This window comes from Rothia halotolerans (genome assembly GCF_004136635.1).
Lineage (GTDB): Bacteria > Actinomycetota > Actinomycetes > Actinomycetales > Micrococcaceae > Rothia > Rothia halotolerans.
In genome coordinates this window covers 820,606-844,259 of the sequence record NZ_NOIU01000001.1, presented here as the reverse complement: position 1 = coordinate 844,259, position 23,654 = coordinate 820,606, and the positions used below count along the sequence as shown (strand labels likewise).

The 23,654-nt window shown below is 69.7% G+C and carries 20 protein-coding genes; 9 read left to right on the top strand and 11 right to left on the bottom strand.

Translation table 11 applies throughout. The features are described from left to right. Nucleotides 1-17 precede the first annotated feature (17 nt). The gene (locus tag EWV39_RS03870) at nucleotides 18-1,937 is read left to right on the top strand and encodes a hypothetical protein (RefSeq protein WP_129656939.1); all 1,920 of its coding nucleotides are present in this window, start codon (nucleotides 18-20) and stop codon (nucleotides 1,935-1,937) included. Between the two features lie 210 nt (nucleotides 1,938-2,147). On the opposite strand, the gene EWV39_RS03865 is transcribed toward EWV39_RS03870, so the two are convergent. The 4 genes from EWV39_RS03865 to EWV39_RS03850 all read right to left on the bottom strand — a co-directional run bounded on the left by EWV39_RS03865 (nucleotide 2,148) and on the right by EWV39_RS03850 (nucleotide 8,515). Next, nucleotides 2,148-4,820, bottom strand: coding sequence for a glycosyltransferase family 2 protein (locus EWV39_RS03865; RefSeq protein WP_129656938.1), 2,673 nt, complete (start codon nucleotides 4,818-4,820; stop codon nucleotides 2,148-2,150). Nucleotides 4,821-4,822: 2 nt separating this feature from the next. Then, nucleotides 4,823-5,116 (bottom strand): hypothetical protein, encoded by a 294-nt coding sequence (locus tag EWV39_RS03860; protein ID WP_129656937.1) that lies wholly within the window; start codon nucleotides 5,114-5,116, stop codon nucleotides 4,823-4,825. Continuing rightward, the gene (gene wecC, locus EWV39_RS03855; protein ID WP_129656936.1) at nucleotides 5,116-6,369 is read right to left on the bottom strand and encodes a UDP-N-acetyl-D-mannosamine dehydrogenase; all 1,254 of its coding nucleotides are present in this window, start codon (nucleotides 6,367-6,369) and stop codon (nucleotides 5,116-5,118) included. The genes EWV39_RS03860 and wecC overlap by 1 nt, the downstream gene beginning before the upstream one ends. Nucleotides 6,370-6,502: 133 nt before the next feature. Then, nucleotides 6,503-8,515, bottom strand: coding sequence for a glycosyltransferase family protein (locus EWV39_RS03850; RefSeq protein ID WP_129656935.1), 2,013 nt, complete (start codon nucleotides 8,513-8,515; stop codon nucleotides 6,503-6,505). Between the two features lie 93 nt (nucleotides 8,516-8,608). Between EWV39_RS03850 and EWV39_RS03845 the strand changes: the two genes are divergently transcribed. Further along, nucleotides 8,609-9,364, top strand: a complete 756-nt coding sequence (locus EWV39_RS03845; protein WP_129656934.1) for a DUF6270 domain-containing protein — start codon at nucleotides 8,609-8,611, stop codon at nucleotides 9,362-9,364. A gap of 6 nt (nucleotides 9,365-9,370) precedes the next feature. Here EWV39_RS03845 and EWV39_RS03840 read toward each other — a convergent pair whose 3' ends face one another. Next, nucleotides 9,371-10,222, bottom strand: coding sequence for a LysE/ArgO family amino acid transporter (locus EWV39_RS03840; RefSeq protein ID WP_202864882.1), 852 nt, complete (start codon nucleotides 10,220-10,222; stop codon nucleotides 9,371-9,373). A gap of 80 nt (nucleotides 10,223-10,302) precedes the next feature. Between EWV39_RS03840 and EWV39_RS03835 the strand changes: the two genes are divergently transcribed. From EWV39_RS03835 to EWV39_RS03820, 4 genes are all read left to right on the top strand, one after another. Further along, nucleotides 10,303-11,235, top strand: a complete 933-nt coding sequence (locus EWV39_RS03835; protein ID WP_129656933.1) for a LysR family transcriptional regulator ArgP — start codon at nucleotides 10,303-10,305, stop codon at nucleotides 11,233-11,235. An 84-nt stretch (nucleotides 11,236-11,319) separates the two neighbouring features. Further along, nucleotides 11,320-11,877 carry a gluconokinase gene (locus EWV39_RS03830; protein WP_129656932.1) on the top strand — a complete coding sequence of 186 codons (558 nt, stop codon included), beginning with the start codon at nucleotides 11,320-11,322 and terminating at the stop codon, nucleotides 11,875-11,877. A 7-nt stretch (nucleotides 11,878-11,884) separates the two neighbouring features. After that, complete coding sequence (locus tag EWV39_RS03825) at nucleotides 11,885-13,285, top strand: GntP family permease (protein ID WP_129656931.1); 1,401 nt, start codon at nucleotides 11,885-11,887, stop codon at nucleotides 13,283-13,285. Between the two features lie 150 nt (nucleotides 13,286-13,435). Continuing rightward, the gene (locus tag EWV39_RS03820; RefSeq protein ID WP_129656930.1) at nucleotides 13,436-13,663 is read left to right on the top strand and encodes a hypothetical protein; all 228 of its coding nucleotides are present in this window, start codon (nucleotides 13,436-13,438) and stop codon (nucleotides 13,661-13,663) included. Here EWV39_RS03820 and EWV39_RS03815 read toward each other — a convergent pair. Both EWV39_RS03815 and EWV39_RS03810 read right to left on the bottom strand, forming a co-directional pair. Further along, nucleotides 13,660-15,261, bottom strand: a complete 1,602-nt coding sequence (locus tag EWV39_RS03815) for an amidohydrolase (RefSeq protein WP_129656929.1) — start codon at nucleotides 15,259-15,261, stop codon at nucleotides 13,660-13,662. The genes EWV39_RS03820 and EWV39_RS03815 overlap by 4 nt on opposite strands. Nucleotides 15,262-15,325: 64 nt before the next feature. Next, nucleotides 15,326-16,738, bottom strand: a complete 1,413-nt coding sequence (locus tag EWV39_RS03810; protein WP_129656928.1) for an APC family permease — start codon at nucleotides 16,736-16,738, stop codon at nucleotides 15,326-15,328. Nucleotides 16,739-16,857: 119 nt separating this feature from the next. Between EWV39_RS03810 and EWV39_RS03805 the strand changes: the two genes are divergently transcribed. Continuing rightward, nucleotides 16,858-17,523, top strand: a complete 666-nt coding sequence (locus EWV39_RS03805) for a TetR/AcrR family transcriptional regulator (protein WP_165313123.1) — start codon at nucleotides 16,858-16,860, stop codon at nucleotides 17,521-17,523. A 201-nt stretch (nucleotides 17,524-17,724) separates the two neighbouring features. Here EWV39_RS03805 and EWV39_RS03800 read toward each other — a convergent pair whose 3' ends face one another. Next, nucleotides 17,725-18,801 (bottom strand): LacI family DNA-binding transcriptional regulator, encoded by a 1,077-nt coding sequence (locus EWV39_RS03800; RefSeq protein WP_129656926.1) that lies wholly within the window; start codon nucleotides 18,799-18,801, stop codon nucleotides 17,725-17,727. A 117-nt stretch (nucleotides 18,802-18,918) separates the two neighbouring features. Here EWV39_RS03800 and EWV39_RS03795 point away from each other — a divergent pair, with 117 nt between their 5' ends. Further along, the gene (locus tag EWV39_RS03795) at nucleotides 18,919-19,932 is read left to right on the top strand and encodes a sugar phosphate isomerase/epimerase family protein (RefSeq protein WP_129656925.1); all 1,014 of its coding nucleotides are present in this window, start codon (nucleotides 18,919-18,921) and stop codon (nucleotides 19,930-19,932) included. A 212-nt stretch (nucleotides 19,933-20,144) separates the two neighbouring features. Continuing rightward, nucleotides 20,145-20,822 (top strand): metal-dependent transcriptional regulator, encoded by a 678-nt coding sequence (locus tag EWV39_RS03790; protein WP_129656924.1) that lies wholly within the window; start codon nucleotides 20,145-20,147, stop codon nucleotides 20,820-20,822. Between the two features lie 10 nt (nucleotides 20,823-20,832). Here the strand turns inward: EWV39_RS03790 and EWV39_RS03785 are convergent, their stop codons facing one another. Genes EWV39_RS03785 through EWV39_RS03775 form a run of 3 tightly spaced genes read right to left on the bottom strand, consistent with a single transcriptional unit; the run spans nucleotide 20,833 to nucleotide 23,503 of the window. Then, a complete protein-coding gene (locus EWV39_RS03785) occupies nucleotides 20,833-21,711 on the bottom strand; it encodes a metal ABC transporter permease (RefSeq protein WP_129656923.1) in 879 nt (292 codons plus the stop codon). Nucleotides 21,712-21,713: 2 nt separating this feature from the next. Further along, nucleotides 21,714-22,511 carry a metal ABC transporter ATP-binding protein gene (locus tag EWV39_RS03780; RefSeq protein WP_129656922.1) on the bottom strand — a complete coding sequence of 266 codons (798 nt, stop codon included), beginning with the start codon at nucleotides 22,509-22,511 and terminating at the stop codon, nucleotides 21,714-21,716. Then, nucleotides 22,508-23,503, bottom strand: coding sequence for a metal ABC transporter substrate-binding protein (locus EWV39_RS03775; RefSeq protein ID WP_129656921.1), 996 nt, complete (start codon nucleotides 23,501-23,503; stop codon nucleotides 22,508-22,510). The genes EWV39_RS03780 and EWV39_RS03775 overlap by 4 nt, the downstream gene beginning before the upstream one ends. Between the last annotated feature and the right edge of the window lie 151 nt (nucleotides 23,504-23,654).

Below are 23,654 nucleotides of genomic sequence, written 5' to 3'. Positions count from 1 at the left end.
TTCTGAAGGATTCCCATATGTATGATGTGACCCTGTATCCGAGAGGCTTTGTTTTCTATCCGGCGGATTACACCGTCCCGGAGACGGCCCCGACCGCTGCCTTCGAGAGAATGGATCTGCCGGGCGGCGCATCGGTGGACATCGAAGAACTGGCCGACCGCGATGTTGTCCGCGACTCTGCGGATTGGGTCGTACTCATAGGGCTTGGCCTGCTGTTCGATCCTGTGACGGGGACGGTGAGAACGGACGGCCTGGCCGAGTCACTCCTCACTGCTGCGCACGAGGACCCTCAGGAGATGACGAAGGTCGAGGATCTTCTCTATGAAATGGGTGGTCGCTACTGCGTGCTTCTCCATGTGCAGGGGAAGACTCGCATCTATCACGATGCCCACGGCGGCAGGACCGTGTACTGGCGGACGGACTCTGGAGTGGTCTCATCCCATTTCGACATCCTGGAACGCCTGCGAGAGGAAGTGCCGAACCCCCATCCGCTGAGCCGGCTGACGATCGGCGGTCGATGGGAGCACACTCGTGATGCCAATATTCGGGCCTTGCTCCCCAACCACCGTCTTGAACTCGAAGAACGGAACGAGAGACGCTTCTTCCCGTTTCGGAACAACCCTTTCATGGGGTGGACCGCTGAGGAGAAGGCGCGGGAGATCGGGAGGATCTGGCACGCCCAGCTCGACGCCGTCCTCGCCCTGGGCCGGCCCAACGTCATGTCTGTCACGGCGGGCATCGACTCCCGACTCCTGCTTTCATTCGTCAAAGGCCAGGAAGAGCAGTTCGATGCTTTCACCTATGGGCCGCTTCCGGGCAGCCCGCAGGAAAGCAAGTTCAAGAAGAGTCTGAAGCTCGATCTCGAGAGAGCGGACCGTATCGCGTCAGCGATGGGACTTCGTCATCGATCGCTTTACCTCGATTCCGAGAAGCTTAAGCATATTGACAGCGATGTCCTCGACAGGAATTCCATACATATTCACGGACGTTATATCCTTCCGCTCTACCTCGAGAGCTTTCCCGATCGTCGTACTCTCTTCTACCGAGGGAACCTCGTCGAGACCGTTCGAGCGCATCTCGGCCTTCCCCCGGGAAAGGACTGGCACCGGGCGGTAGAGAAATTCTTGCTGGCAACCTCGATACGCGACATGAAGAGCGACGAACTCGCGATCTGCGCCGAGGCGACTCGCGAAGAGATGAAACGATTCGAAGACCCGGTGATCTCCTCTGACTACCAGATCACCGACCTCGCGTACTGGGAGGTGCGCATGGGCCGTTTCATCAGCGAAGTGTCCAATGAAACGGACATCGCTTTCGATGTATGGATGCCCATCAACCAGCGTCGTCTCCTGGACCTCTTCCTGGCATTCCCCTTCTCTGAGAGGCAGGACGAGTCCAGCATGTTTCAGGTGATCGATCAGGAATACCCGCTGCTCAACAGCTTCGACCTGAACAGCTACCCGTCCATGGAGGCCAGAACCCGTCTGTATGAAGAAGAGAAATCTCTCATCGAACGGGCTGCAGGGCGTCCGACGGATCGACAGGTCTGGAGAAGCCCGGCCGGTGAGGAGACCGTGTATTCGCCGGAGGGGCCGATGGCCCTGGACGAGCACACCTACGTGGCGGGATCTGCTATGCGACGGGAGTGGGAATTCTCCCGCGAGAGAGGCGCTGCTCGTCTAGTGTTCCGCAATCGATGGGCAGCACGTAGGGGTGCCGGGTATATGAAAATCGAGGTCGGCGTGGGCGACCAGACCCTGCGCGCGGTAGATATGTCTGAATCTGCACTCGCTGAGGTCGTCGAGATCCCCGAGGCTGTCCTCGGCGACAGGATCTGGATCGAGTTGAAGCCACTCCGGACAATGGGCACCGAATCATGGTTCAGGGCCTCTGTCACGGATGTTCTCGCATATGAAGAAACCGGCCACGGGGACTGAGGCGCTTCAGGATCTGATGATCTGTTCGTCTATCGCTGGAGCACCGGTACGGTCCTGAACTGGTATCGAACGCGGATGTTTCGATGGAATGGCCTCCCTCTTCGGTACAGTGCCATCCTCATGCGAGGCGATACCAGCAGAACAGAAAAAGGGGCCTCCCCCATCCGATGCATCGGATGGGGGAGGCCCCTATGGTCTCTCAGGCGGGCCTCAGCCGTCCGCCAGGGAGAGGACCCCGTCCTGGTCCTCCAGGACCGTCAGATCGTACAGATCCGCTAGTCCTTCGATGAGCTCTTTGCACTCAGGCTTGTGCTCTTCGGAGACGTTCTTGTTGTACTTATGCAGGTACCAACCGGTGAAGTACGGACGCAGGCGTCGTTCACGGTACGCGCCCATGAGGTTCGTCCGCTCCAGCCAGTCGATGCGGGCACGCTCCAGCGGGAAGTACTTCCGGTAGAACTTCGGCTGCAGTGTATTGACGACGGAGTTGGAGACCGCCCCGTAGTACACGTGGATCACCGTGGCGGTGACGCCGATCAGCTCGCTGGCCTCCAGCATCTCCTGGAACATGAGCGAGTCCTGCCCGAGGGCCCCCTCGGGCTGACGGATGCCCGTCGAACGCAGCCAGTCGGTGCGTGCCACGAGCGCCTGGATGCTCATCGGCTGGAAATTGATGGAGGCGATGGAGCCGGGTCCGGTCCTGCGGAGAGTGGTGGACTTCGGCAGCGCCGCGGGAGCCCGCAGGCTCTTGCGGAGAGGCCCGGAGTTGCCCACCTTGCGCCGGCTGGTGGACCACTTGGACATGTTACCGATGGCGAAGTCCATGTCCTTGTGGCTCTGCATCATGCGCAGCAGCTTGGCGTAGCCGTCCTCGACGGCCTCGTTGTCAGGATCCAGGTAGGTCACGAACTCGCAGGTGGCGAGGTCGAGCCCCTGGTTGCGCGGACGCGAGGCGCTTCCGGAGCCGCCCGGCGCGTTGAAGTAGGCGCGCACCGAGTCGGGGAACTCTCGGGCGAGGTCCCGTGCGATGAACGGGGTGATGCCATCCGTGGACCCGTCGTCCACGAGGATGATCTCCATCTGGTCGAAGACCGAGGAGCGCCTCAGGGACCTGAAGCACTTGTCTCGAAGATGAAGCCCGTTGTTGAAGATCGGGACGATCACCGACAAGGACTTGGCGGGGAGCTCTCCCCTCACGGATTCGACGCCGTCCGCGTCCGTCTGCAGCTCGACCGTCTCGACGACCGGCCGGGCGCCGAACGGGTCGATCTGGTAGCCGCCTGCCATCTCCTTGCGGCCCAGGTAGGCCTCGGCGTCGTATGCAACGCACGCCCCCCGGGTCGGACGCTCGACCTGCTGATGGCCGGCGTCCGCGGAGAGGTCCAGGGACTTCTCGATGAAATCGACGTCCGCGTACTTGAAGCCGTTGACCAGGTCCTCGACGACGTAGGGATCGTAGGAGAGGTCCTTGGAGAGGGGGAGAACCAGGTCGAACTTCTCCATCTCGGCCGCATCGGCGTCCGCCCCGAGGAACTCGGTGTTCCGGTACGTCTGAGGCTGCAGGGCCAGCTCTTCCGGTGAGACGCCCTCCTGCGTGAGGAGAGCGACTCGCGGCTGGACCCGATCGACGGGGAACCCTGCGAGCGTGAGGATTTCCCCCATCCTGTCGCGTGCGAGGTAATGGGAGTACGCGGTGCGCAGGCCGCGCATCTGATCCGCATAGATCTGATGGGGGGTGCCCCGGGAGCTGACGATGGCCTCGACCTCTTTGCGGCTGTCCCCGAGGAGGACGCTCGGGAACTGGTCGTTGACGCCCATCGAGTAGTTGGACAGCACCGAGGCACCCATGGCCTGCAGCTCGACGACTCGGTTGGCGAACATCGTCGATGAGCCGTAGACGGAGTTCAGGTTGATCTGAAGGTCCGTGATGCGCTGGATCTTCATCAGCAGGCTGTGGTCGACCGCCGGCCCCAGCGAGGAGATGTACTCCTCCGGGTAGCAGTAGTCGGGGTTCCCGAGCTCCGAGTTGCGATCCAGGATGAGCAGGTCGCGGCCCGCGTCCTGGACGCCGTCGAAGATGTTGCGAGCGTGCGCGCGCCGCTGGGGGTACTTGTGGCCGAGCCAGGACCCCGCGAAGATCACCTCGTCGCGGCGGTTCTTCCTGGAGCCCACCGGATTGTGGTGCTTGGGGCTCACCCCGAAGGTGACGGCCCCGTACCCCTGTGCCTGAGGGCAGCTCGTCATGTAGTCGGGGATCTTCTCCTCGGCCGAGGTGACGATGAAGTCCGCGACTGCGGCGTACGGCAGGAACTTCCCGTAGTTGGGGGGATCCTCCTTGGAGTAGAAGATCACCGGGATGCCCTGCGCCTTGAAAAAGGGCATGACGTCGTTCTTCAGCAGGTTCTTGGCCGCCCCGCTCCGCCACTCTCCTCCTACGCCCGTCCAGGTGGAGGCCACGAGGAGGACGTCCACCCCGGACGCCGTCTCCCGGTAGTTCTCAGGCGTGATGTAGACGAGGTTGGCGGTGCCTTCGAACGTCTCGTAGAGGAATTGGTCCGCGACGATCCCCACGCGGTAGGGATGAGGGCGGAGGAGCCGCGAGCCGAGATGGTCGGGCAGCATCGCCGCTTCAGCTGCGATCTCCTGCACCAGATCACGACGCTGATACTTGTGCACCCGCTGGGTGTACTCGCTCAGGCTGCGCGAAGGACGGAGGTCGTCCGCAGGACTGTCGGAGTCGATCAGTCGAGCGAAGTGGGAGGACTTGAAGTAGCTCTCCTGCGACTGGAGCTGCAGCCTCCGGGCGTTCAGCTGGTCGATGCGCAGCTGAACGCGTTCTCGACGGAGCGGGGTGGAGGAGGGCTTCTGGGTGTTGGGGGACATCGTTAGCGCTTGCCCTTCCGGTTCAGCTGCCAGTATTTCCGCTGCAGGCGTCCGAGAGGGGAGTTCTGGAGAACGCGCAGGTGCTGACGGGCGCGGAGCGCCTCGGTCCTGGCCTCGTTCTCCCGCCTCTTCAGCTGTTCGAGAGCTTCCTCCTGAGCCTGGATCCTGGCGAGCTGATCCTGGATCTTGGCGAGGAGCTCCAGTTCCTTCTGGTAGCTCTTGATGAGCTCGGAGGACAGCTTGTCCAGTTCCGAGCCCTGCTCATTGAGTAAGTCGGCGATTCCTTCGTGCGCCATTACCGCCAGATGCCCTTGGTGTCGATCACGGTCTTGCCCTTGAGCGCGGTGGCCGGCAGGTCCTTGAACTCCTGGTGGTCCACCAGCAGCAGCACGACGTCGGCCCGCTCGATGGCCTCCGAGTACTCGGCGAGCTCCAGGTTGGGGGTGCCCGTCAGCTTGGCGGGGAGCTCCTCGACGTTCGGCTCGGCGGTCAGCACCGTGGCGTGGGGGAGGTCCGCCGCGAGCTTCTTGGTGATGTTCAGGGCGGGCGACTCGCGCAGGTCGTCGATGTCGGCCTTGAAGGCCAGGCCGAGGGCGGCGACCGTGGGGTCGGCGATGCCGCGCATGGCCTCCTCGACCTTGCCGATGACCCACTCGGGCTTGCCGTCGTTGACCTCGCGGGCGGTGCGGATCAGACGCGAGTTCTCCGGATCGGCGGAGACGATGAACCAGGGGTCCACGGCGATGCAGTGGCCGCCGACGCCGGGGCCGGGCTGCAGGATGTTCACCCGGGGGTGGTGGTTGGCGAGCTCGATGAGCTCCCAGACGTTGACGCCGAGGCGGTCGGCGATCAGGGAGAGCTCGTTCGCGAAGGCGATGTTGACGTCGCGGAAGGAGTTCTCCGTCAGCTTGGCCATCTCGGCGGTCACGGCGTTGGTGGGCAGTAGCTCGCCCTCGCAGAAGCTCGCGTAGACCTCGGTGGCCCGGCGGGTGGCCTCGGGGGTCTCGCCGCCGATGATGCGGTCGTTGGTGATCAGTTCCTCCATGGCCTTGCCGGGGAGGATGCGCTCGGGGCAGTGGGCGAAGTAGAGGACAGGCTTGCCCTCGGGGTTCTCGGCGCCGTCGGCGACCAGGTCCGGGCGGAGGGAGAGGATCCTCTCCGCCATCTTCTGGGTCGCGAGCGGCGGGGAGGTCGACTCGAGGATGACCAGCTCGTCGCCGGTCAGCTGGGGCGCCAGCGACTCCGCGGCGGCCAGGACATAGGAAAGGTCGCCCTCGTAGTTGTCCTTGAACGGGGTGGGGACGGCCAGGATGTAGGCGTCGGCGTGGACCATCTCCGTGGTCGCGGTGAGGTTGCCGGAGTCGACCGCCTGCCGCAGCTGCTCGTCCAGGCCGGGCTCCACGATGGTCACCTCGCCCCGGTTGATGCGCTCGACGTTGGCGGCATTGATGTCGACGCCGGTCACCTTGACGCCGTGGTTGGCCATGACGACGGCGGTGGGGAGGCCGATGTAGCCGAGCCCGACGAAGCACACTGACTGAGAAGTCATATTCAGGGGTTCCTCAAATGTTTGGGAGCGATGTGGTCACCGGGGAAAGGCCAGGCATAGCCCTCGCCGGACCGTAATTGTTGCGTTTTTAAACCGAGGTGGAGTATATCGGATACCCGCCTCTGGCAAGCCGCTATGTCATCATGTGAGCGGTATTGAGACCGTAATATTTGAGCTCTCCGGAGGCGAGGATCTCCCGATCCTCCACCGCCCACGCGTGCCCGCCCTCCGCGGCATGGCGCATCTGGCAGAAGTTGAAGCGGTCCGCGGAGTATATGCGCCCGCCGGCATCCAGGACGCTGACTAGGAAGTTCGAATCCTCCCCGCGGGATACCTCGGCGAACGGCGTGTTGCGGAACGTCTCGGCCGTCCCCGTGATGGTCGGTCCCATGACGAAGTCGGTCCAGCGGTGCTCGCGCTCCGCGAAGCGCAACAATGTCGCGTCCGTCTCCTTCAGGTGCATGTAGTGCGCCTGCTTGCCCACGACGTCGGCCCCGGAGAACCGCATGGCCCGGAGCAGGTCGGCGAGGTACTGCGGGCCGTAGAGGTCGTCGTCGTCGACCTTGGTCATGACCTCGCCGGCGGCGGCGTCCACGAGCCGGTTGAGGCACGCGCCCAGCGGCACCCCGGGCTCGGCGTGCAGGATGCGGACGTCGGCGATCCCTGCATCGCAGGCCAGCCGGGCCACCTCCCCCGGGGCGGGCTCGAAGCCGTGGGTCAGCAGCACCAGCTCCGTCTCCACGTCCTGGAAGGCGCCCACCGTGCGGATCACGTGCTCGAGTTGGTGCGGCCGGTTGGTGGAGACCAGGGCGCTCACGCTGGGCAGCCGCAGCCGCTCGGTGAAGGCGAGGCCGCCGGCGTCGTGCTCCAGGCCCGCCGCGCGCAGCACGTCCACGGCGCGGTGCGAGTAGGTGTGGTGCCGCCAGATGGTCCGCTGGGCCAGGTGGACGGTGCGGTCGTTGAGCTCGGGGGAGCGGACCAGGGAGCGCAGGACGTCGCGGGCCTGCTCCGGGGTGTCCACCACGGGAACCTGGTTCTCGGTGAAGAAGCGGGGGATCGCCTCCGAGCGGGTGGTGACCACGGGCGTTCCGGAGGCGGTGATCTCGAAGACCCGGCGCGCGCACATCGAGGGCGAGTCGGTCACCGAGTTGACGTTGAGGAACGCCTTGTAGCCCTTGTAGGCCGTGAGCATCTTCGCGTACGGCAGGCCGCCGACGACGCGGCGGTCATAGGGCTCGGGGAACTGGTACCGCTCGTCGTCGCCCAGGAAGCGGGAGAAGATCTCCAGGCCCGTGGGCATCCGGCGGGAGGCCTCCTCCGCGGCGCCGAGCAGTAGGTCCATCTGCTCGCGGCGCTCGGGGAACTTGTGGGCGAAGTACATGCCGGCGAAGGCGACGTCGCGCTCGTGGAACCCCCACTGCGGGCGGATGGGGTTGTGCATCGCGTCCTGGGCGGCGAAGGGCAGGGGAGCGACGCGGTCGTGGCCCAGGGCCTCGCGGTAGCGCTCGATCAGTCGCGAGTCGGAGGTGAACACGGCGTCGAAGAGCTCGGCGGTGCCCAGGAAGTCCTCGAAGTGCGGTGGGTCCTCCTTGTTCCAGAAGACGGTGGGGATGCCGAGCTCCCGGCAGCGGGACACCAGGGCCCGCAGCTGATCCGAGGGCGCCTTGGAGCCGGTGAGCTGGTACTGCCAGGCCTTGCCGCTGCCGGCCCACGCCGACTCCACGAGCAGCAGGTCGATCCGGTGCCGCTCCAGGTCCTGCCGCCAGCTCTGCGGGGTGAGGGCCACGGTGGTGAACTCGTAGCCCCAGGCCAGCTCGGAGAAGTCGTCCAGGATGGTGGCGACCGTGACGTCGGCGAAGCGGCGGGGCCGGTCGGTCGGCTCGGCCGGCAGGAAGTCGAGGGTGTAGCCGGCGGGGGAGCCCCCGGGGGAGACGCCGGCGCGGGCGCCGAAGGGGTTGGAGCGGCGGGAGGCGGGCGCGGCGGTCCCGGCCCCGGTGCCGGCCTCGAGCGCGCGGGGGGCCGGGCCGGCGTCGAGCCCCAGCCTCACCCGCCGCAGGTGCTTCCGCGCCTGCTGCACGCCGCCGTGCCGCAGATGCCACAGGGTCCGGCGGAGGGAGCGCAGGGTGCTGGGGCGGGGAGAGCTCATGGGGCCTTCCGAGTGAGAAGATGGGGGCGGGGACTAGTCTATATAGACTCGTCCTCTGTGAAGACCGACAGGAGTATGGTTCTGGGAACTGAAGTGCGGAACACGCCGCGTCGCGTGTTCATCTACGGCTCGTGCGTCTCCCGGGACGCCTACGAGGAGCTCCCGGGCCGCGGCGAGGACCACGAGCTGATCGCCTACGTCGCCCGCCAGTCGCTGCTCTCGGCGGACCAGGACGCGACCGCGCGCCTGCCGGAGGACCTCGGCCTGGAGCACGCCTTCCAGGAGCGCATGGTCCGCAGCGACTGGGCCGGAGACCTGTGGGAGCGCCTCGAGGACGCCGAGGGCCTGGACCTGCTCGTGTGGGACCTCGTGGACGAGCGCCACGGCGCCTACTGGTTCCTCGACGGCGGGGTGGTCACCCGCTCGGTGGACATCATGGGCACCGGGCTGATGGACCTGCTGCCCGAGGAGCAGCTCATCGGCTTCGGCACCGAGGACCACCTGGAGGCGTGGAGCGACGCCGCCGAGGACTTCGCCGAGCGGCTGAGGGCCGCCGGCCTGTTCGAGCGGACCGTGGTCCTGGAAGTCCCGTGGGCCGAGGCCTCGCTGGGCGGCGAGCCCGTCCCGGCGAGCATGGGGCTCGCGCCCCAGGACGCCAACCGCCTGTACGCGCCCTACTACGCCCGGCTGCGGGAGCTGGGGTTCGACGTGCTGAGCGTCGAGGGCCCCGTCTACGCCGACCCCGGCCACAAGTGGGGCCTCGCGCCCTTCCACTACGCGCCCGAGGTCTACGAGCGCATCGACGCGGGCATCTCCGCGCGGCTGGGCCTGGGGCACGACGCCGGCTGAGCGCGCCTACTGGAGCGCCAGGCTCCCCGCGATGCAGAGCATCAGCACCGCGATCCCGCCGTCCAGCAGCCGCCAGGTGAGGGGCCGGGCGAAGAGCGGGCGCAGCAGCCGCGCGCCGTATCCCAGGGCGAAGAACCACGCCGCCGAGCCCGTGCACGAGCCGAGGAAGAACCACCAGCGGCCGGCCTCTCCCTGCTGGTTGGCGACCGAGCCCACCAGCACCACCGTGTCCAGGTAGGTGTGCGGGTTCAGGAAGGTGATGGCGGCGCAGGTCAGCAGGACCTTGGTCAGCTCGCGGCCTCGTCCGCGGGAGGCACCGGCCGGCGCGGAGGCGGGCTGCTCCACCCGCGGCAGGACGCCCGTCGTGGCGCGGGCCCCCGTGGTGGCGTCGGGGGACACGCTCTCGCGAGCCGCCTCCCTGCCGCCGGGGGCCGGGGTCGTCGCGGGGCGGGCATCCGCGCCGTTCCCCTGGGGGTCGTGGTGCTGCCCCTCGACGTCGTGGCCGCGCCCCTCGGCGTCGTCGTCCTTGCCGGTCTCCCGCGGCGGCACCACCAGCGTCTCCCCGGAGGGCCGGATCGCGCGCCGCGCGGCCATCGCCCCGTACCCGAGGAGGAACGCGACGCCGCCCCACTTCAGCGCCGTCAGCACCCACGGAGCGCGCTCGACCAGGAAGCCCATGCCGGAGACCCCGAGGGCGTAGAGCAGCGCGTCGGAGAGGGTGCAGAACACGATCACCGGCAGGATGGCGCGCCCCATGATGCCCTGGCGGAGGATGAAGGCGTTCTGCGCGCCGATGGCGACGATCAGCGCGAGCGTGGTGCCCGCGCCCATGAGGATAAGGGGGAGTTCAACGACCATGCTCTCCACGGTAGGCAGAGCGCACGGAACAGTACAGCTAAACTCTTTCAGGATGCCTGAGAAAAACTTATGATGGCCGGATGAGGAGATTCACGGCCGAGCAGCTGCGCACCTTCGCCGCCGTCGTCGAGGAGCGGACCTTCGAGGAGGCCGCGCTGGTGCTGCACGTGACGGCGTCGGCGATCTCGCAGCGGATCAAGGCCATGGAGCAGGCGAGCGGTCAGATCCTGCTGCGGCGCAGCAACCCCGTGGAGCCCACCGACGCCGGCCGGACGGTCCTGCGCCTGGCTCAGCAGATCGAGCAGCTGACCCTTGAGGCCGAGCGGGAGCTCACCGGCCGCTCCACGGACCGGCGGCTCGCCGTCGCGGCGAACTCCGACTCGCTGGCCACCTGGTTCCTCGACGCCGTCGCCGCCCTGCCCCGCGCGGAGCGGATCTTCTGCGAGATCCACCGCGAGGACGAGATGCACTCCTCGGCCCTGCTGCGCTCGGGCACGGTGATGGCAGCCCTGACGGCCGACCCGCAGCCGGTGCAGGGCTGCTCGGTGGAGCGGCTCGGCAGTATGCGCTACTGGATCGTGGCCGAGGCCGGATTCGCCGCCGAGCTCTTCCCCGACCTGAGCACGACGCCGTCCGGCCGCATCAGCGGTGGCCTCACCGAGGAGCAGCTCGCCTCCGCCCCCTCGGTGCGCTTCGACCGCAAGGACACCGGCCTGGACTCCATGGCGGAGATGCTCGCCCGGCGGCACGGCCTGCGCCCCCAGCACCACGCCCCGCGCGTCTTCATCCCCTCCTCCACGGAGTACCACCGCGCCGTGGTGCTGGGCCTGGGCTGGGGCGGCATCCCCGAGCAGCAGTGCGCCGGGGAACTGGAGCGGGGCGAGCTGGTGCGGCTGGTGGAGCGGCCGATCGACGTGCCCATCTACTGGCAGCGCTGGACGATCGCCTCGCCTGCCCTGGAGACGCTCACGGCCTCGGTGCGGGGGACGGCCGCCCGGGCCCTGAGGGAGTGAGCGCGTCGAAGGCACCCGGACGCCTCATGACGCCCGCGCCGGAAGGGTGAGGCGCCCCGCCGTGAAGGGTGGCACAATCGGGGCATGATGCCTTCTCCCGCACAACCCGTCCACGTGATCGTCATGGGGGTCTCCGGCACCGGCAAGAGCTCGGTGGCCGAGGCCCTCTCCCGGGAGCTGGGCAGCCGCTTCATCGAGGGCGACGCCCTGCACCCGGAATCGAACGTGCAGAAGATGGCGGCCGGGACCCCCCTCACCGACGAGGACCGCTGGCCGTGGCTGGACCTCATCGTGGAGGCCATGCGCGAGGAGGCCGGGCGGGGCGGCTCGCTGGTGGTCACCTGCTCGGCGCTCAAGCGCAGCTACCGCGAGGTGTTGGCCGGCAACGGCGCCCGGACCGTCTTCGTGCACCTGGCCGGCTCCCGCGAGCTGATCGCCTCGCGGCTCGGCGGGCGGGAGGGCCACTTCTTCCCGCAGGCCCTGCTCGACTCGCAGTTCGACACCCTCGAGCCGCTGCGCCCGGAGGAGAACGGCTTCACCGTCGACGTCGCCGCCCCCCTGGACCGGGAGGTCGAGGAGGTCCTGGAGCAGCTGCCCCGGTACAGTGGCGACAGCTCGGCAGAGACCACCTCGCACAGTTAGGACCGTCATGGAGATCGAGGGCTGGACCCCCACACTCGGAGCGCTTCCGCTGCTCCTGGTCGCCGCGGCGGCCATCGCGCTGCTGCTGGTGCTGATCATGAAGCTCAGGCTGCACGCCTTCCCGGCGCTGATCCTCGTCAGCCTCCTGACCGCCGTCGTCACCATCCCGCTCGACTCGATCGCGGACGTGATGCTGGACGGCTTCGGCGGCACGCTGGCGAGCGTGGCGCTGCTGGTGGGGCTCGGGGCCATGCTCGGCGGCCTGCTGGAGGTCTCCGGCGGGGCCAAGGTGCTGGCCCACAAGCTGATCTCGGTCTTCGGCGAGCACCGGGCGCCGCTGGCGCTGGGCGTGGCCTCGCTGCTCTTCGGCTTCCCCATCTTCTTCGACGCCGGCCTGGTGGTCATGCTGCCGGTCGTCTTCTCCGTCGCCCGCTGGGTCGGCGGCTCGATGCTGTTCTACGGGATCCCCGCCGTCGGCGCGTTCTCCGTGATGCACGTCTTCGTCCCGCCGCATCCGGGGCCGGTCACGGCGGCGTCGTTCTTCGACGCCAACGTCGGCATGGTTCTGCTGGTGGGCCTCGTCGTCGCGATCCCGACCTGGTTGCTGGCCGTCTACGTCTACAGCAAGTACATCGGCCGCAAGGTCAACCTGCCGGTGCCTAGCCTCTTCAGCGACCAGGAGGTCCAGGACCGCTCGGATCCGCCGCGCTGGGGCACCGTGGTGGCGCTGCTGCTGCTGCCGATGATCCTGATCTTCGCCAACACCGGCCTGAGCACCCTGGACAGCGCCGGCGCCCTGGGCGAGGGCGCCGCGGACCAGCTCTGGTTCCAGATCTTCGGGCTGCTGGGCGAGACGCCGGTGGCGCTGCTGATCACCCTGCTGGTCGGCGTCGTCGTCCTCGGGAGGGGGCGCGGTCAGAGCAAGAACGCCGTGCAGTCGACGCTCGAGGGCGCGCTGCCCGCGGTCTGCTCGGTCATCCTCATCACCGGCGCCGGCGGGATGTTCGGCGGCGTGCTGCGGACCTCCGGGATCGGCGACGCCCTGACGGACTCGCTCGAGGGGATCGGCGTCCCGCTGATCTTCGCGGGCTTCCTCATCGCCGGCATTCTGCGGGTCGCGCAGGGCTCGGCCACGGTCGCGCTGACGACGGCGGCCGGGCTGATCTCCTCCGGCGTCCAGGCCGGCGGGTACAACGAGGTCCAGGTCGCCGCGATGGTGCTGGCCGTGGCCGCCGGCTCGGTGATCCTCTCCCACTTCAACGACTCCGGCTTCTGGCTGGTGGGCCGCTTCTTCCAGATGGACGAGAAGACCACCCTGAAGACCTGGACCGTGATGGAGACGCTGATCGGCGTGGTGGGCTTCGCCTTCGCCGCGATCATCTTCTACGCGGCGGCAGCCTTCGGCTGATTCGGCTGAGCCGAAGGCGCGCCGTCGCCGTCATCGGCAGCGCGATCTCCTACGTTCGGCGTCCGTGCCGGGTAGCATGGACAGTCACGGCGGCATCGCAGTCGCCGGCCGGTCCCGAGGGTCCGGTGGGCCTCTCCGGAAGGGGGACGCGTGGCACAGTTTCCGAAGCGCTCCAGGAGCCAGGTCACCCTGGCCTTCCTGGGCACTCTGATCGTCGGCTCCGCGGTGGTCGCCTGGATCACCATCCAGTCGGGCACCCCGCACCTGTGGGTGTACGCCGCGCTCGTCGTCTTCGTGATCCTCGTGGTCCTCGCCGTCGTGTGGCTGGCGAAGGACAAGCCGGAGCACGGGGAGCGCGGGCCCGGAAGCAGGCACTAGACGAGGACGACCCGCTCTCCGCCCACGTAGGTCGCCACGACCCTCGCCGCGGCCATCTCCTCCGGTGAGACCGCCAGCGGGTCGGCGTCGAGCACCGTGAGGTCGGCGAGCGCGCCGAGGACGATCCGCCCGCCGGCGGCCCCCGTGGACTCGTGGCCCCCGGCCGTGTACCCCTCCAGCGCCTCCAGGGCCGTCAGCCCCTGCGCGGGCAGGATCGGCTCGCTCCCCGGCACCGCCGTGCGGCGCCGGCTGCGGGCGTCGGCCATGATCTCGCGCGGGTCGTAGGGCGCGATCGGCCAGTCCGAGCCGAGGGCGAGGACGACGCCGGTGTCGTGCACGTCCCGCAGCCGGAAGGCGAAGTCCACCCGCTCGTCGCCCAGGCGGCGCGACCACGCGTCGGACCGGTCGGCCTCCAGGAAGTGCGTGCAGTGGGTCGGCTGCATGCTCGCGGCGGCGCCGGAGGCGCGCAGGGCGGCCAGCCCCTCGTCGTCGAGCTCCTCGAGGTGCTCGATGCGGTGCCGTGGGCCGCCGGCGGGCAGGGCGGCGATGGCGTCGATGACGAAGCGGATGCCGCGGTCGCCGATCGCGTGCGTCGTCGTCGTGACCCCTGCCTCGTGGAGGGCGCGCAGGGTGGAGAGGTACCGCTCCGGCTCGGAGTAGTGGCCGTGGGTGCCCTCGCCGTACGCGTCGGGCCGGTGCAGCCACGCGCTGCCGTTGTCGATGGTCCCGTCGATCATGAGCTTGGCGCCGCGGACGGCGAAGCGCCGCCCCTCCCGGCCCTGCAGGGCGAGCACCCGCTCCAGCTGCTCCGGGCCGTGCTTGGAGAGGATCCACGGCGCCACCCGGAGCCGGATCGGCAGCTCGCCGCGCTCCTCGATGGCCTCGAGGATCCCGATGGAGTCGGGGTCCTCCAGGTCGAGGACCTCCCCGCCGGTCAGCCCGGCGGCGGCCATGCCCTCGAAGGTCGCCAGCACGGCCTGCGTCTTCTCCTCGAAGGTCATCGCCGGGACGACGGCGAGCACCCGCTCCATTGCGGTGGTTTCGACGAGGAAGCCGGTGGGCTCCCCCTCGGCGTCGACGACGATCTCCCCGCCTCCCTCGACCGGGCCGCCCTCCCTCACCCCGGCCGCGGCCAGCGCGGCGGGGGAGGCGATGCTCGCGTGGCCGTCGAAGAACATCACGTGGACCCTGCAGCCCGGCAGGAAGCGCTCGAGGAAGCGGCCCTCGGGCGCGCGCTCGCCGAAGACCGTCTGCTTCAACCCCCAGCCCAGGACCCACTCGCCGGACGAGGCGGCCTCGCCGGCGTGCTCCGCCAGGGCCTCGCCGACCTCCTCCGGCGTCGCGGCGTCGCCGAGGAAGACCCCGCGGGCCACGCTCTGGCCGTGGACGGGGTGGATGTGGGCGTCCACCAGCCCCGGCACCAGCGTCGCGGCGCCGTGGTCGACGACGCGCCGGGCGCCCCAGCCCGCGGCCTCCTCCCGGGTGCCGAGGTGGGTGACGCGCCCGTCGGTGATGCCGAGGGCGGTGATCCCGCGCTCGTCGGATAGCGTGTGGATCGTGCCGGCGAGGATCGCGAGCTCGGGTCCTGCGTGGGTCATCGTGTGGGGCCTTTCCGGTCGGTTCGTGGGTTCGTCGGTTCGGGGGTTCCTGCGGTGGTTCGGGTCAGAGGCGGATGTCGGTCGAGGGGGCGCGGGGCTCGGTGCCCGTTGCCGGATCCTCGTCCAGGGCGATGGCCGGCGGCTGGCGGCGGAAGCCCCCGGTGCGCCAGGCGAGGATCGCCAGGCCGACGAGGATCCACGCCCCGCCGAGGATGAAGGTGAACGGCGCCAGCGAGCTCCAGAGGTAGGCGATGAAGGCGAAGCCGAGGGCGGGGAGGAGCAGGTGCCGCACGGCCTGCAGCGGGCCCCGGTCCTTCCGGTCCCACCAGAAGTGCTTGATCATCGCCAGGTTCACCACCGCGAAGGCGACCAGGGCCCCGAAGTTGATCATGTACACCGCCTGGTCCAGCGTGATGAACAGCGCGGTGAGGGAGACGATCGAGACGAGGATCGCCGCGACGTAGGGGGTTCGGAAGCGCGGGTGGAGGAAGGCCAGCGGCCGGGGCAGCATCCCGTCGCGGCCCATGGCGAAGATGACGCGGGAGACGCTCATCTGGGCGGCCGTGCCGCACAGGACGGTGCCGAGGAGGTAGGCGATCAGGAACGCCGTCGTCAGCACGCCTCCTCCGACCGCGGCCATCATCTCGGTGCCGGCGGCGTCGAGGTTGGTCAGCTGCGTCCAGTCCGGGTAGAGCACGTTGCCGGCCCACGCGACGAGGAAGAAGATCACGCCGATGAACAGGATCGAGAGCACGACGCCGCGCGGGATGGTCCGGCGCGGGTCCCGGGTCTCCTCGGCGAGGGTCGAGACGCCGTCGAAGCCGAGGAAGGCGAAGGACAGCACCGCCGCGGCGGCCATCACGGAGCCCAGCGACCCGTTCTCGGGCAGCAGCGGGGCCGTCAGGGACTCGACGGTGAGGTCCTCCGCATGGGTGAAGGCCAGGACGACGAAGGCGCCCGCCACCAGCAGCGCGACCACCGAGAGGGCGAGGTTGAGCCTGCCGATCCAGCTCACGCCGATGATGCTCAGGCAGAGCACCAGGACGATGGCGGTCAGCGTGAAGATCCACATCGGCACCGCGGCGAACACCGAGTTGAGGTAGATGCCGATCAGCAGGAAGTTGACCATGGGCAGGAACATGTAATCCAGGAGCATGACCCAGCCGGTGAGGAAGCCGACGAACGGCCCGAAGGACATCCGCGAGTACACGTACGCCGAGCCCGAGCGGGGGACCGCCCAGGCCATCCGGGCGTAGCTGTGGGCGGTGAGCAGCATGGCCACGATGGCCACGATGTAGGCCGCCGGCAGGTGCCCCTCGCTCAGCCGCGTCCCCGTGCCGTAGATCGTGAAGACGGCCAGCAGGCCCATGGAGGAGAGCCCGTAGGCGACGACCGCCGGCAGTCCGAGGACCTTCTTCATGGTGACCTGCGGCGGGGTGCCGAAGGTCGCCGTGATGGGACTCTGGTGCTCGCTCATGGTGTTCTCCGCATCGCCGGACGGGGCCGAGACCCTCGATAATTAATCCCCATAATTTTCAACAGTGTGACATGGGATACTGGAGGTGTCCAGAGGGAATTCCAGGAGGTCATTGCCCGATGCCGGTCCCCCCGCGCCCCAGAGGCCGCCCCACCCGCCCCCTCCTCAGCAGGGAGCGCATCCTCGAGGCGGCCTTCGAGGTGAGCCGGGAGCAGGGCGCGTCCGGGTTCAGCCTCGCCCGGGTGGCGAAGCACCTCGGCGTGCAGCCTCCCGCGCTCTACAACCACGTCAGGGGGCGCGAGGAGGTCGTGACCCTGATGCGGAACTCCTTCACCGCCGGCATCGACGGCTCCGCCTTCGCGCAGGCGGACTGGGACGCTGCGATCGTCCCGATGGCGTGGTCCTACCGCGAGGCCTTCGCCCGCGACCCGGAGGTCGCCACGCTGCTGGCCGTCAACCCCGTCGGCTCGGCCGAGTCCGCCCTGGCCGTCTACCGGCCGATGGCGGCGAGCCTGCGCGCGGGCGGGTGGCCGGACCGGGAGATCGTGCCCGTCATCGTCGCCCTGGAGTCGTTCATCATCGGCTCCGCCCTGGACGTCGTGGCCCAGGGGGAGATCGCCCTGCCGGAGGGCGAGGGCGGGGACGATGCCCTGGCTATGGCCGTCCGGGCGGCCCGCGAGGACGGCCGCGAGCGGGGCGTCAGCGCCGCCGACCAGGCCTTCACGCTGGGGCTGGAGGTCATGGTGGAGGGTCTGCGCGCCCGGCTGCGGCGGCTGGGCGGGTAGCCGCGTCGGCTCGTCGTGGCGGTCCGACTCCGCGGTGCCCTCCGGCGGGGCCGCTCCCCAACGACGGAAGCCCCCGCCTCACGGCGGGGGCTTCCAGCATCACACACACAGGAAACTTATCAGCAACCAGTAAGGTGAGCCTATCCTCAACAGTTCGCGCTTGCCAAGGGTCTGCGGAGAATTTCCTACGTCATTCGTCATCTAATTCGGAGGCTGGGCGGGGAACGGCTGGGACGAGCCCGTTTCCGCCGGGGCTGGCCCGGTGGTCCGGCGTGCGATGAGGGTGGGTTCGAGGAGGGCCTCCGGGGTCGCTCCTGGTGTCGATGTCGATGCTGGGGCCGACGTCGCGCCGCCCTCCCCGCGGATCAGCCGCACCAGCAGCCCGGCGGCCGCGCGGCCGACCTCGTCGTGATGCGGGTCCACCGTGGAGAGCCGCAGCAGCGGGGAGGCCGCCAGGGGAGTGGCGTCCTGCCCCATGACCGAGAGGTCCTCGGGCACGCGCAGCCCCAGCTCCCGCGCCGCGGCCAGGGCGCCCATCGCCATGACGTCGTTGGCGGCGAGGATCGCGGTGGTGTCCGGGTGCTCGCGCAGCAGGCGCAGCGCCGAGATGTAGCCCGCCTCCTCGGTGGGGGCGCCCTCCCCGTCCACCGCAAGGCTCGTCGCCGGGTCCTCGGCGGCTGCCGCCTCCGCGGCCTCGCGGCGCGCCCGCGCACTGCCTCCCGTGCCGGTCAGATGGGCGATGCGGCGATGCCCGAGTCCGCGCAGGTGCTCCAGCGCCAGGCGGGCCCCGGCGGCCTCGTCCGCGGCCACCGCCCAGGCGCCCGCCGGCCGCTGCGCCCGGGTGCCGGCGACGACGAGCGGGAGCTCCGCCGGCACGGCCCGGGGATCCAGGGCCTCGGCGGCCATGATCAGCCCGTCCACCCGGAGCGAGAGGGCGTCGTCGACGGGGTCGCTGCCCAGGTGCCGGTTCATCGCCGCGTCCGTCAGCGTCAGTCGCAGCCCGTGCGGGACCAGCGCCTCCCGGACGCCCTCCAGCAGGGGGAGGTACCAGGGGTTGCGCAGGTCGTCGACGATCACGCCGACGGTGTCCGTCCGGGTGCCGGCGAGGATCGACGCCGCCCGGTTGGGGCGGTGGCCGAGCTGCGCCGCGGCGTCGAGCACCGCGGTCCGCCGGGCCTCCGAGACGCCGGGGTCCCCGCGCAGCGCCATCGAGACCAGCGACTTGGAGACGCCCGCGCGCCGGGCGACGTCGATGATGGTGGGCTGCCGATGCGCCATGCCGCCTCCTTGACAGGACATATAGACATAGATCACACTTCAGGAGTGGAGAAGTCTGGAACGTTCCACATTCTTCCACGCGACCCTCGGAACAAGCCCCCGGAGAGGAGCCGCCCCGTGAAGCTGGGCCTCTACAACGCCATCCTGCACGACCGCCCGCTGGCCGAGGCCCTGAAGGCCGTCGCCGGCCAGGGCCTCACCGGGATCGAGCTGAACACCGGCGGCTTCCTCCCGCCCCTCCACGTCCCGGACATGGACGCCATCCTGACCAGCGATGCCGCCCGCGACGACTACCTGGCGCAGTTCGAGGGCACCGGCGTGAGCATCGCCGGGCTGAACTGCAACGGCAACCCGCTGCACCCGAACCCTCGGATCGGGCCCCGGCACGCCGAGGACCTCCGCCGCTCCATCCGGCTCGCTGCCCGCCTGGGCCAGGACCGCGTGGTCACCATGTCCGGCCTGCCCGCCGGCGAGGAGGGCGGTACGCGCCCCAACTGGATCGTCAACGCGTGGAACTCCGCCGCGCTGGACGCCCTGGAGCACCAGTGGGGGATCGCGACGCCGTTCTGGCGCGAGATCGACGAGCTGGCCGCCGAGCACGGCGTCAAGGTGGCCCTGGAGCTGCACCCGCAGAACCTCGTCTTCAACCCCGCCGGCGTCCGGGAGCTGCTGGAGCGGACCGGGGCCGGGAGCCTCGGCGTCGAGCTCGACGCCTCGCACCTGTTCTGGCAGCAGATGGACCCGGTGGCCGTGGCCCGCGACCTCGGCCCGCTCGTCCTCCACGCGGCGGCCAAGGACGTGCGGATCAACCCGCAGGCGGCGATCAACGGCGTGCTGGACAACTCCTTCCGCCGTCTCGGCCCGGACGAGGAGCGCACCAACCTCGGCGGCGACGAGTGGGCCAACGAGTGGCCCCAGCCCGCCGCCTGGGACTTCGTGGCGATCGGCAAGGGTCACCCCGTGGAGTACTGGACCCGGTTCCTCGAGGCGCTGCGCGAGATCGACCCGCAGATGTGGGTCAACATCGAGCACGAGGACACCGAGCTGGGCCGCGAGGAGGGCATCGCGCTCGCCGCGGAGGCGCTGCGCGAGGCCGAGGCGGCGATAAGCGCCCCGACGAACGCGGGGTGAGGCCTCCGTCGCCTGTGCGGGATCGATCCCGCACGGGCGCTCGGCATCGCAGGGCGGGGGCCCGTCCCTCGTCCTCCGCGGGTCCGGATCCGCCGGGCGGCGGTCTCCGCCCTCCCCCTTCGCAGGCGCCACCTCGAGTGCCGAGGCGCGTTCAGTGGGCCTCTTCTCCGGCGGGCCCGCGCCCGTCCCGGCGGTTCCGTACCATGGAGACCATGTCTGTCACCCAGCTGAGCAGCTCCGCCCAGAACTACCTCAAGACCATCTGGACGCTGGCCGAGTGGTCCGACGACGAGGTCACGGCGTCGGGCATCGCCGCGGCCACGGGACTGCGGCTCTCCTCCGTCTCGGACGCGATCCGCCGGCTGACCTCGCAGGGTCTCCTGGAGCACGCTCCCTACGGCAGCGTGGAGCTCACCGAGGCGGGTCGGCTGCACGCCGTCGCCATGGTGCGCCGCCACCGCCTGCTGGAGACCTTCCTGGTGGAGGTGCTCGGCTACACCTGGGACCAGGTGCACGACGAGGCCGAGGTGCTGGAGCACTCGGTCTCCGACTTCATGATCGAGCGGATCGACGAGCGCCTGGGCCATCCCTCGCGCGACCCGCACGGCGACCCCATCCCGGCCGCCGACGGCACCACCACCCTGCCCGCCGCTATCCCCCTCACGCAGGCGGGCGCGGACCAGGCGCTGAGCGTCGAGCGGATCTCCGACGCCGACCCCGAGCTGCTCCAGTTCTTCGCCGGCCACGGCATCCGGGTGGGCACCCGCCTGCTCAAGCGGGCCCGGGACCCGTACCTGGGCGGCGTCGAGGTCCAGATCGACGACGGCGCTGCCCTCCCGCTGGGTCCTGCCGCGACCGACGCGCTCTACGTCTCCCGCGCGCAGGCCTGAGGCGGGCCCCTCAGGCCTCCTGGCGCCCGCGGCGCGCCGGGCGGAGCCGCCGCCCGCCCGTGCTCCCAGACCGGCGCCGGAGCAGGCTGGCCCCGTAGACCGCCGCGAACCAGAGGCCCTGGCACAGCACCACGGTGCCGCCCATCGAAGTGTCCAGGTAGTAGCTCAGGTACACGCCCAGCAGCGAGAACCCCACCGAGCTGACCGAGGCGATGACGAGCATCCGGTCGAAGCGGTCGGTCAGCAGGTAGGCGGTGGCCCCCGGGATGATCAGCATGGCCACCACGAGCACCACCCCCACGGCCTGGAGCGCGACGACGCAGGTCAGCGCCAGGGTCCCCAGCAGCACCGCGCCGAGCACCCGCGGGCTGATCCCGATGGTCTGCGCGTGGCCGGGGTCGAAGGCGTAGAGGGTCAGGTCCCGGCGCTTGAACAGCAGGACGGCCAGGCACAGCGCGCTGAGCGCCAGCACCTGGATCAGGTCGGCGGTGGAGACGCCCAGCAGGTTCCCGAAGATGATGTGGTTGAGGTCCACCTGCGAGGGCGTCACCGAGACCAGCACCAGGCCCAGCGCGAAGAGCGTGGTGAACACGATGCCGGTGGAGGCGTCCTCCTTGACCTTGCTGGTGTGGTTGATCCCCCCGATCAGCCCCACCGCGAGGAAGCCGAAGAGCACCGCGCCGACCGCGAAGGGCAGCCCGAAGATGTAGGAGAGCACGACGCCGGGCAGCACCGCGTGGGAGACGGCGTCGCCGATGAGGGACCATCCGGTGAGCACCAGCCAGCAGGAGAGCACGGCGCAGACCAGCGCGGCCGCGACGGTGGCCGCCAGCGCCCGGACCATGAACTCGTAGGCCAGGGGCTCGGAGATGTATTCCAGGATGTTCATGTTCACTCCCCGTCCCGCGAGTCGTCGCCGAAGGCCAATGCCAGGTGCTCGGGCCGCAGCACGTCCTCGACGTCGCCGCGGTAGACCACGCTGTGGCGCAGCAGGATGGCCTCCTCGGCGAGCTCGGCGAGGTTGCCGATCTCGTGCACGGAGATCAGCACCGTGGCGCCCTCGGCCGCCAGCCCCTTCAGCAGGTCCGCGATGGTCCGGGTGGAGACGCGGTCCACCCCGGCCAGCGGCTCGTCCAGCAGCAGCAGGCGGGCGCCCTGGGCGATCGAGCGGGCGAGGAATGCCCGCTTCTTCTGCCCGCCGGAGAGCTGCCCGATCTGGCGATGCGCGAACTCGGTGAGGCCGACCCGCTCGAGGGCCGCCGCGACCGCCTCGCGGTCACGCCGCCGCGGGTGCCGCCCGGGCCCCATGTACCCGTAGCGGCCCATCATCACCACCTCCCGCACGGAGATCGGGAAGCCCCAGTCCACGGCCTCGCTCTGGGGCATGTAGCCCACGAGGTTCTCCCGGCGGGCCCGCGCTGCGCTCATGCCGAAGACGCGGACGTCCCCGGCCTCGGGCTTCAGGAAGCCCGAGACGGCGTTGAACAGCGATGACTTGCCCGACCCGTTCATGCCCAGCAGGGCGGTGACGCGGTGGGAGGGGAGGTCGAAGGTGACGTCGCGGACCGCCCTGACCTCGCCGTAGGAGACGCTGAGGCCGCGCACGGACAGGGCGGGCTCGGCGGAGGCCTCGGCGCCGGGACCCCCGGCCAGCCCGTCGCCGCGGCCTCGTCCGTTCCCCTCGCTCATCGACCCTCCTTCCCGGTCAGCGCCGAGGAGATGGTCTCGGCGTCGTGCCGGATCAGGTCGAGATAGGTGGGCACGGGGCCGTCCGCCTCGGAGAGGGAGTCCACGTAGAGGGTGCCGCCGTAGGAGGCGTCGGTGGAGCTCACGACCTGCTGCATCGACTGGTCGGAGACGGTGGACTCGCAGAACACGGCCGGGACCTCGTGCTCCTCGACGTAGTCGATGGCCTCGGTCATCTGCTGGGCGGTGCCCTGCTCGTCGGAGTTGACGGGCCACAGGTACTTCTCGGCCAGGCCGGCGTCGCGCGCGAGGTAGGAGAAGGCGCCCTCGCAGGTCAGCAGGACCCGCTGGGGCTCGGGCAGGTCGGCCAGCGAGGTCTCGAGCTCCTCGCCGACGCCGCGGATCTGCTCCTTGTACTCCCCGGCGTTGGCCTCGAAGTCCTCGGCGTGCCCGGGGTCCAGGGCGGAGAAGGCCTCGGCGATGTTGTCCACGTAGGTCTCCGCCGCGTCGGGGCTCATCCAGGCGTGGGGGTTGGGCTTGCCCTCGGAGGAGCCGGCGGCGATGTCGATGGGCTCGACGCCCTCGGAGACGGTCACGTGCTCGGCGTCGGCGTTCTGGACGAACTGCTGGATCCAGGTCTCCAGGTTCATGCCGTTCTCCAGGACGAGGTCCGCGCCGGCGGCCTTCTTGACGTCGTCGGGCGTGGGCTCGTACTCGTGGATCTCCGCGCCGGGCTTGGTAATGGACTCGACCCGCAGGTGCCCGCCGGCGACGTTCTCGGCCATGTCGGCCAGCACGGTGAAGGTGGTGAGGACCACCGGGCGCTCGTCCTCCGCCGCGCTCTCGCTCCCCGTCTCCTGGGGGCCGCAGGCGGCGAGGACGGGCAGCAGGGCGACGGCGCCCGCGAGGAGCCCGGCGAGGGCGCCCCGGCGGGCGCGAGGGGAGGGGGCCGCCGCGCGCGGGGCGCGGCGCCGGGCGGGTCCGAAGAGTCTCATGGTCCTCCTGACGAGATGACGAGCGGCGCGACGCCGAGGGGGCGCGCCGAGGTGCGTGACGCGGCCACCGGGACCGCCCGGCGCTGTGCGGATCTCTGAAAGGTTCGCGGGCGACCCCGGTGGCGCGTACAGAACAGCATATTGTTCGCCG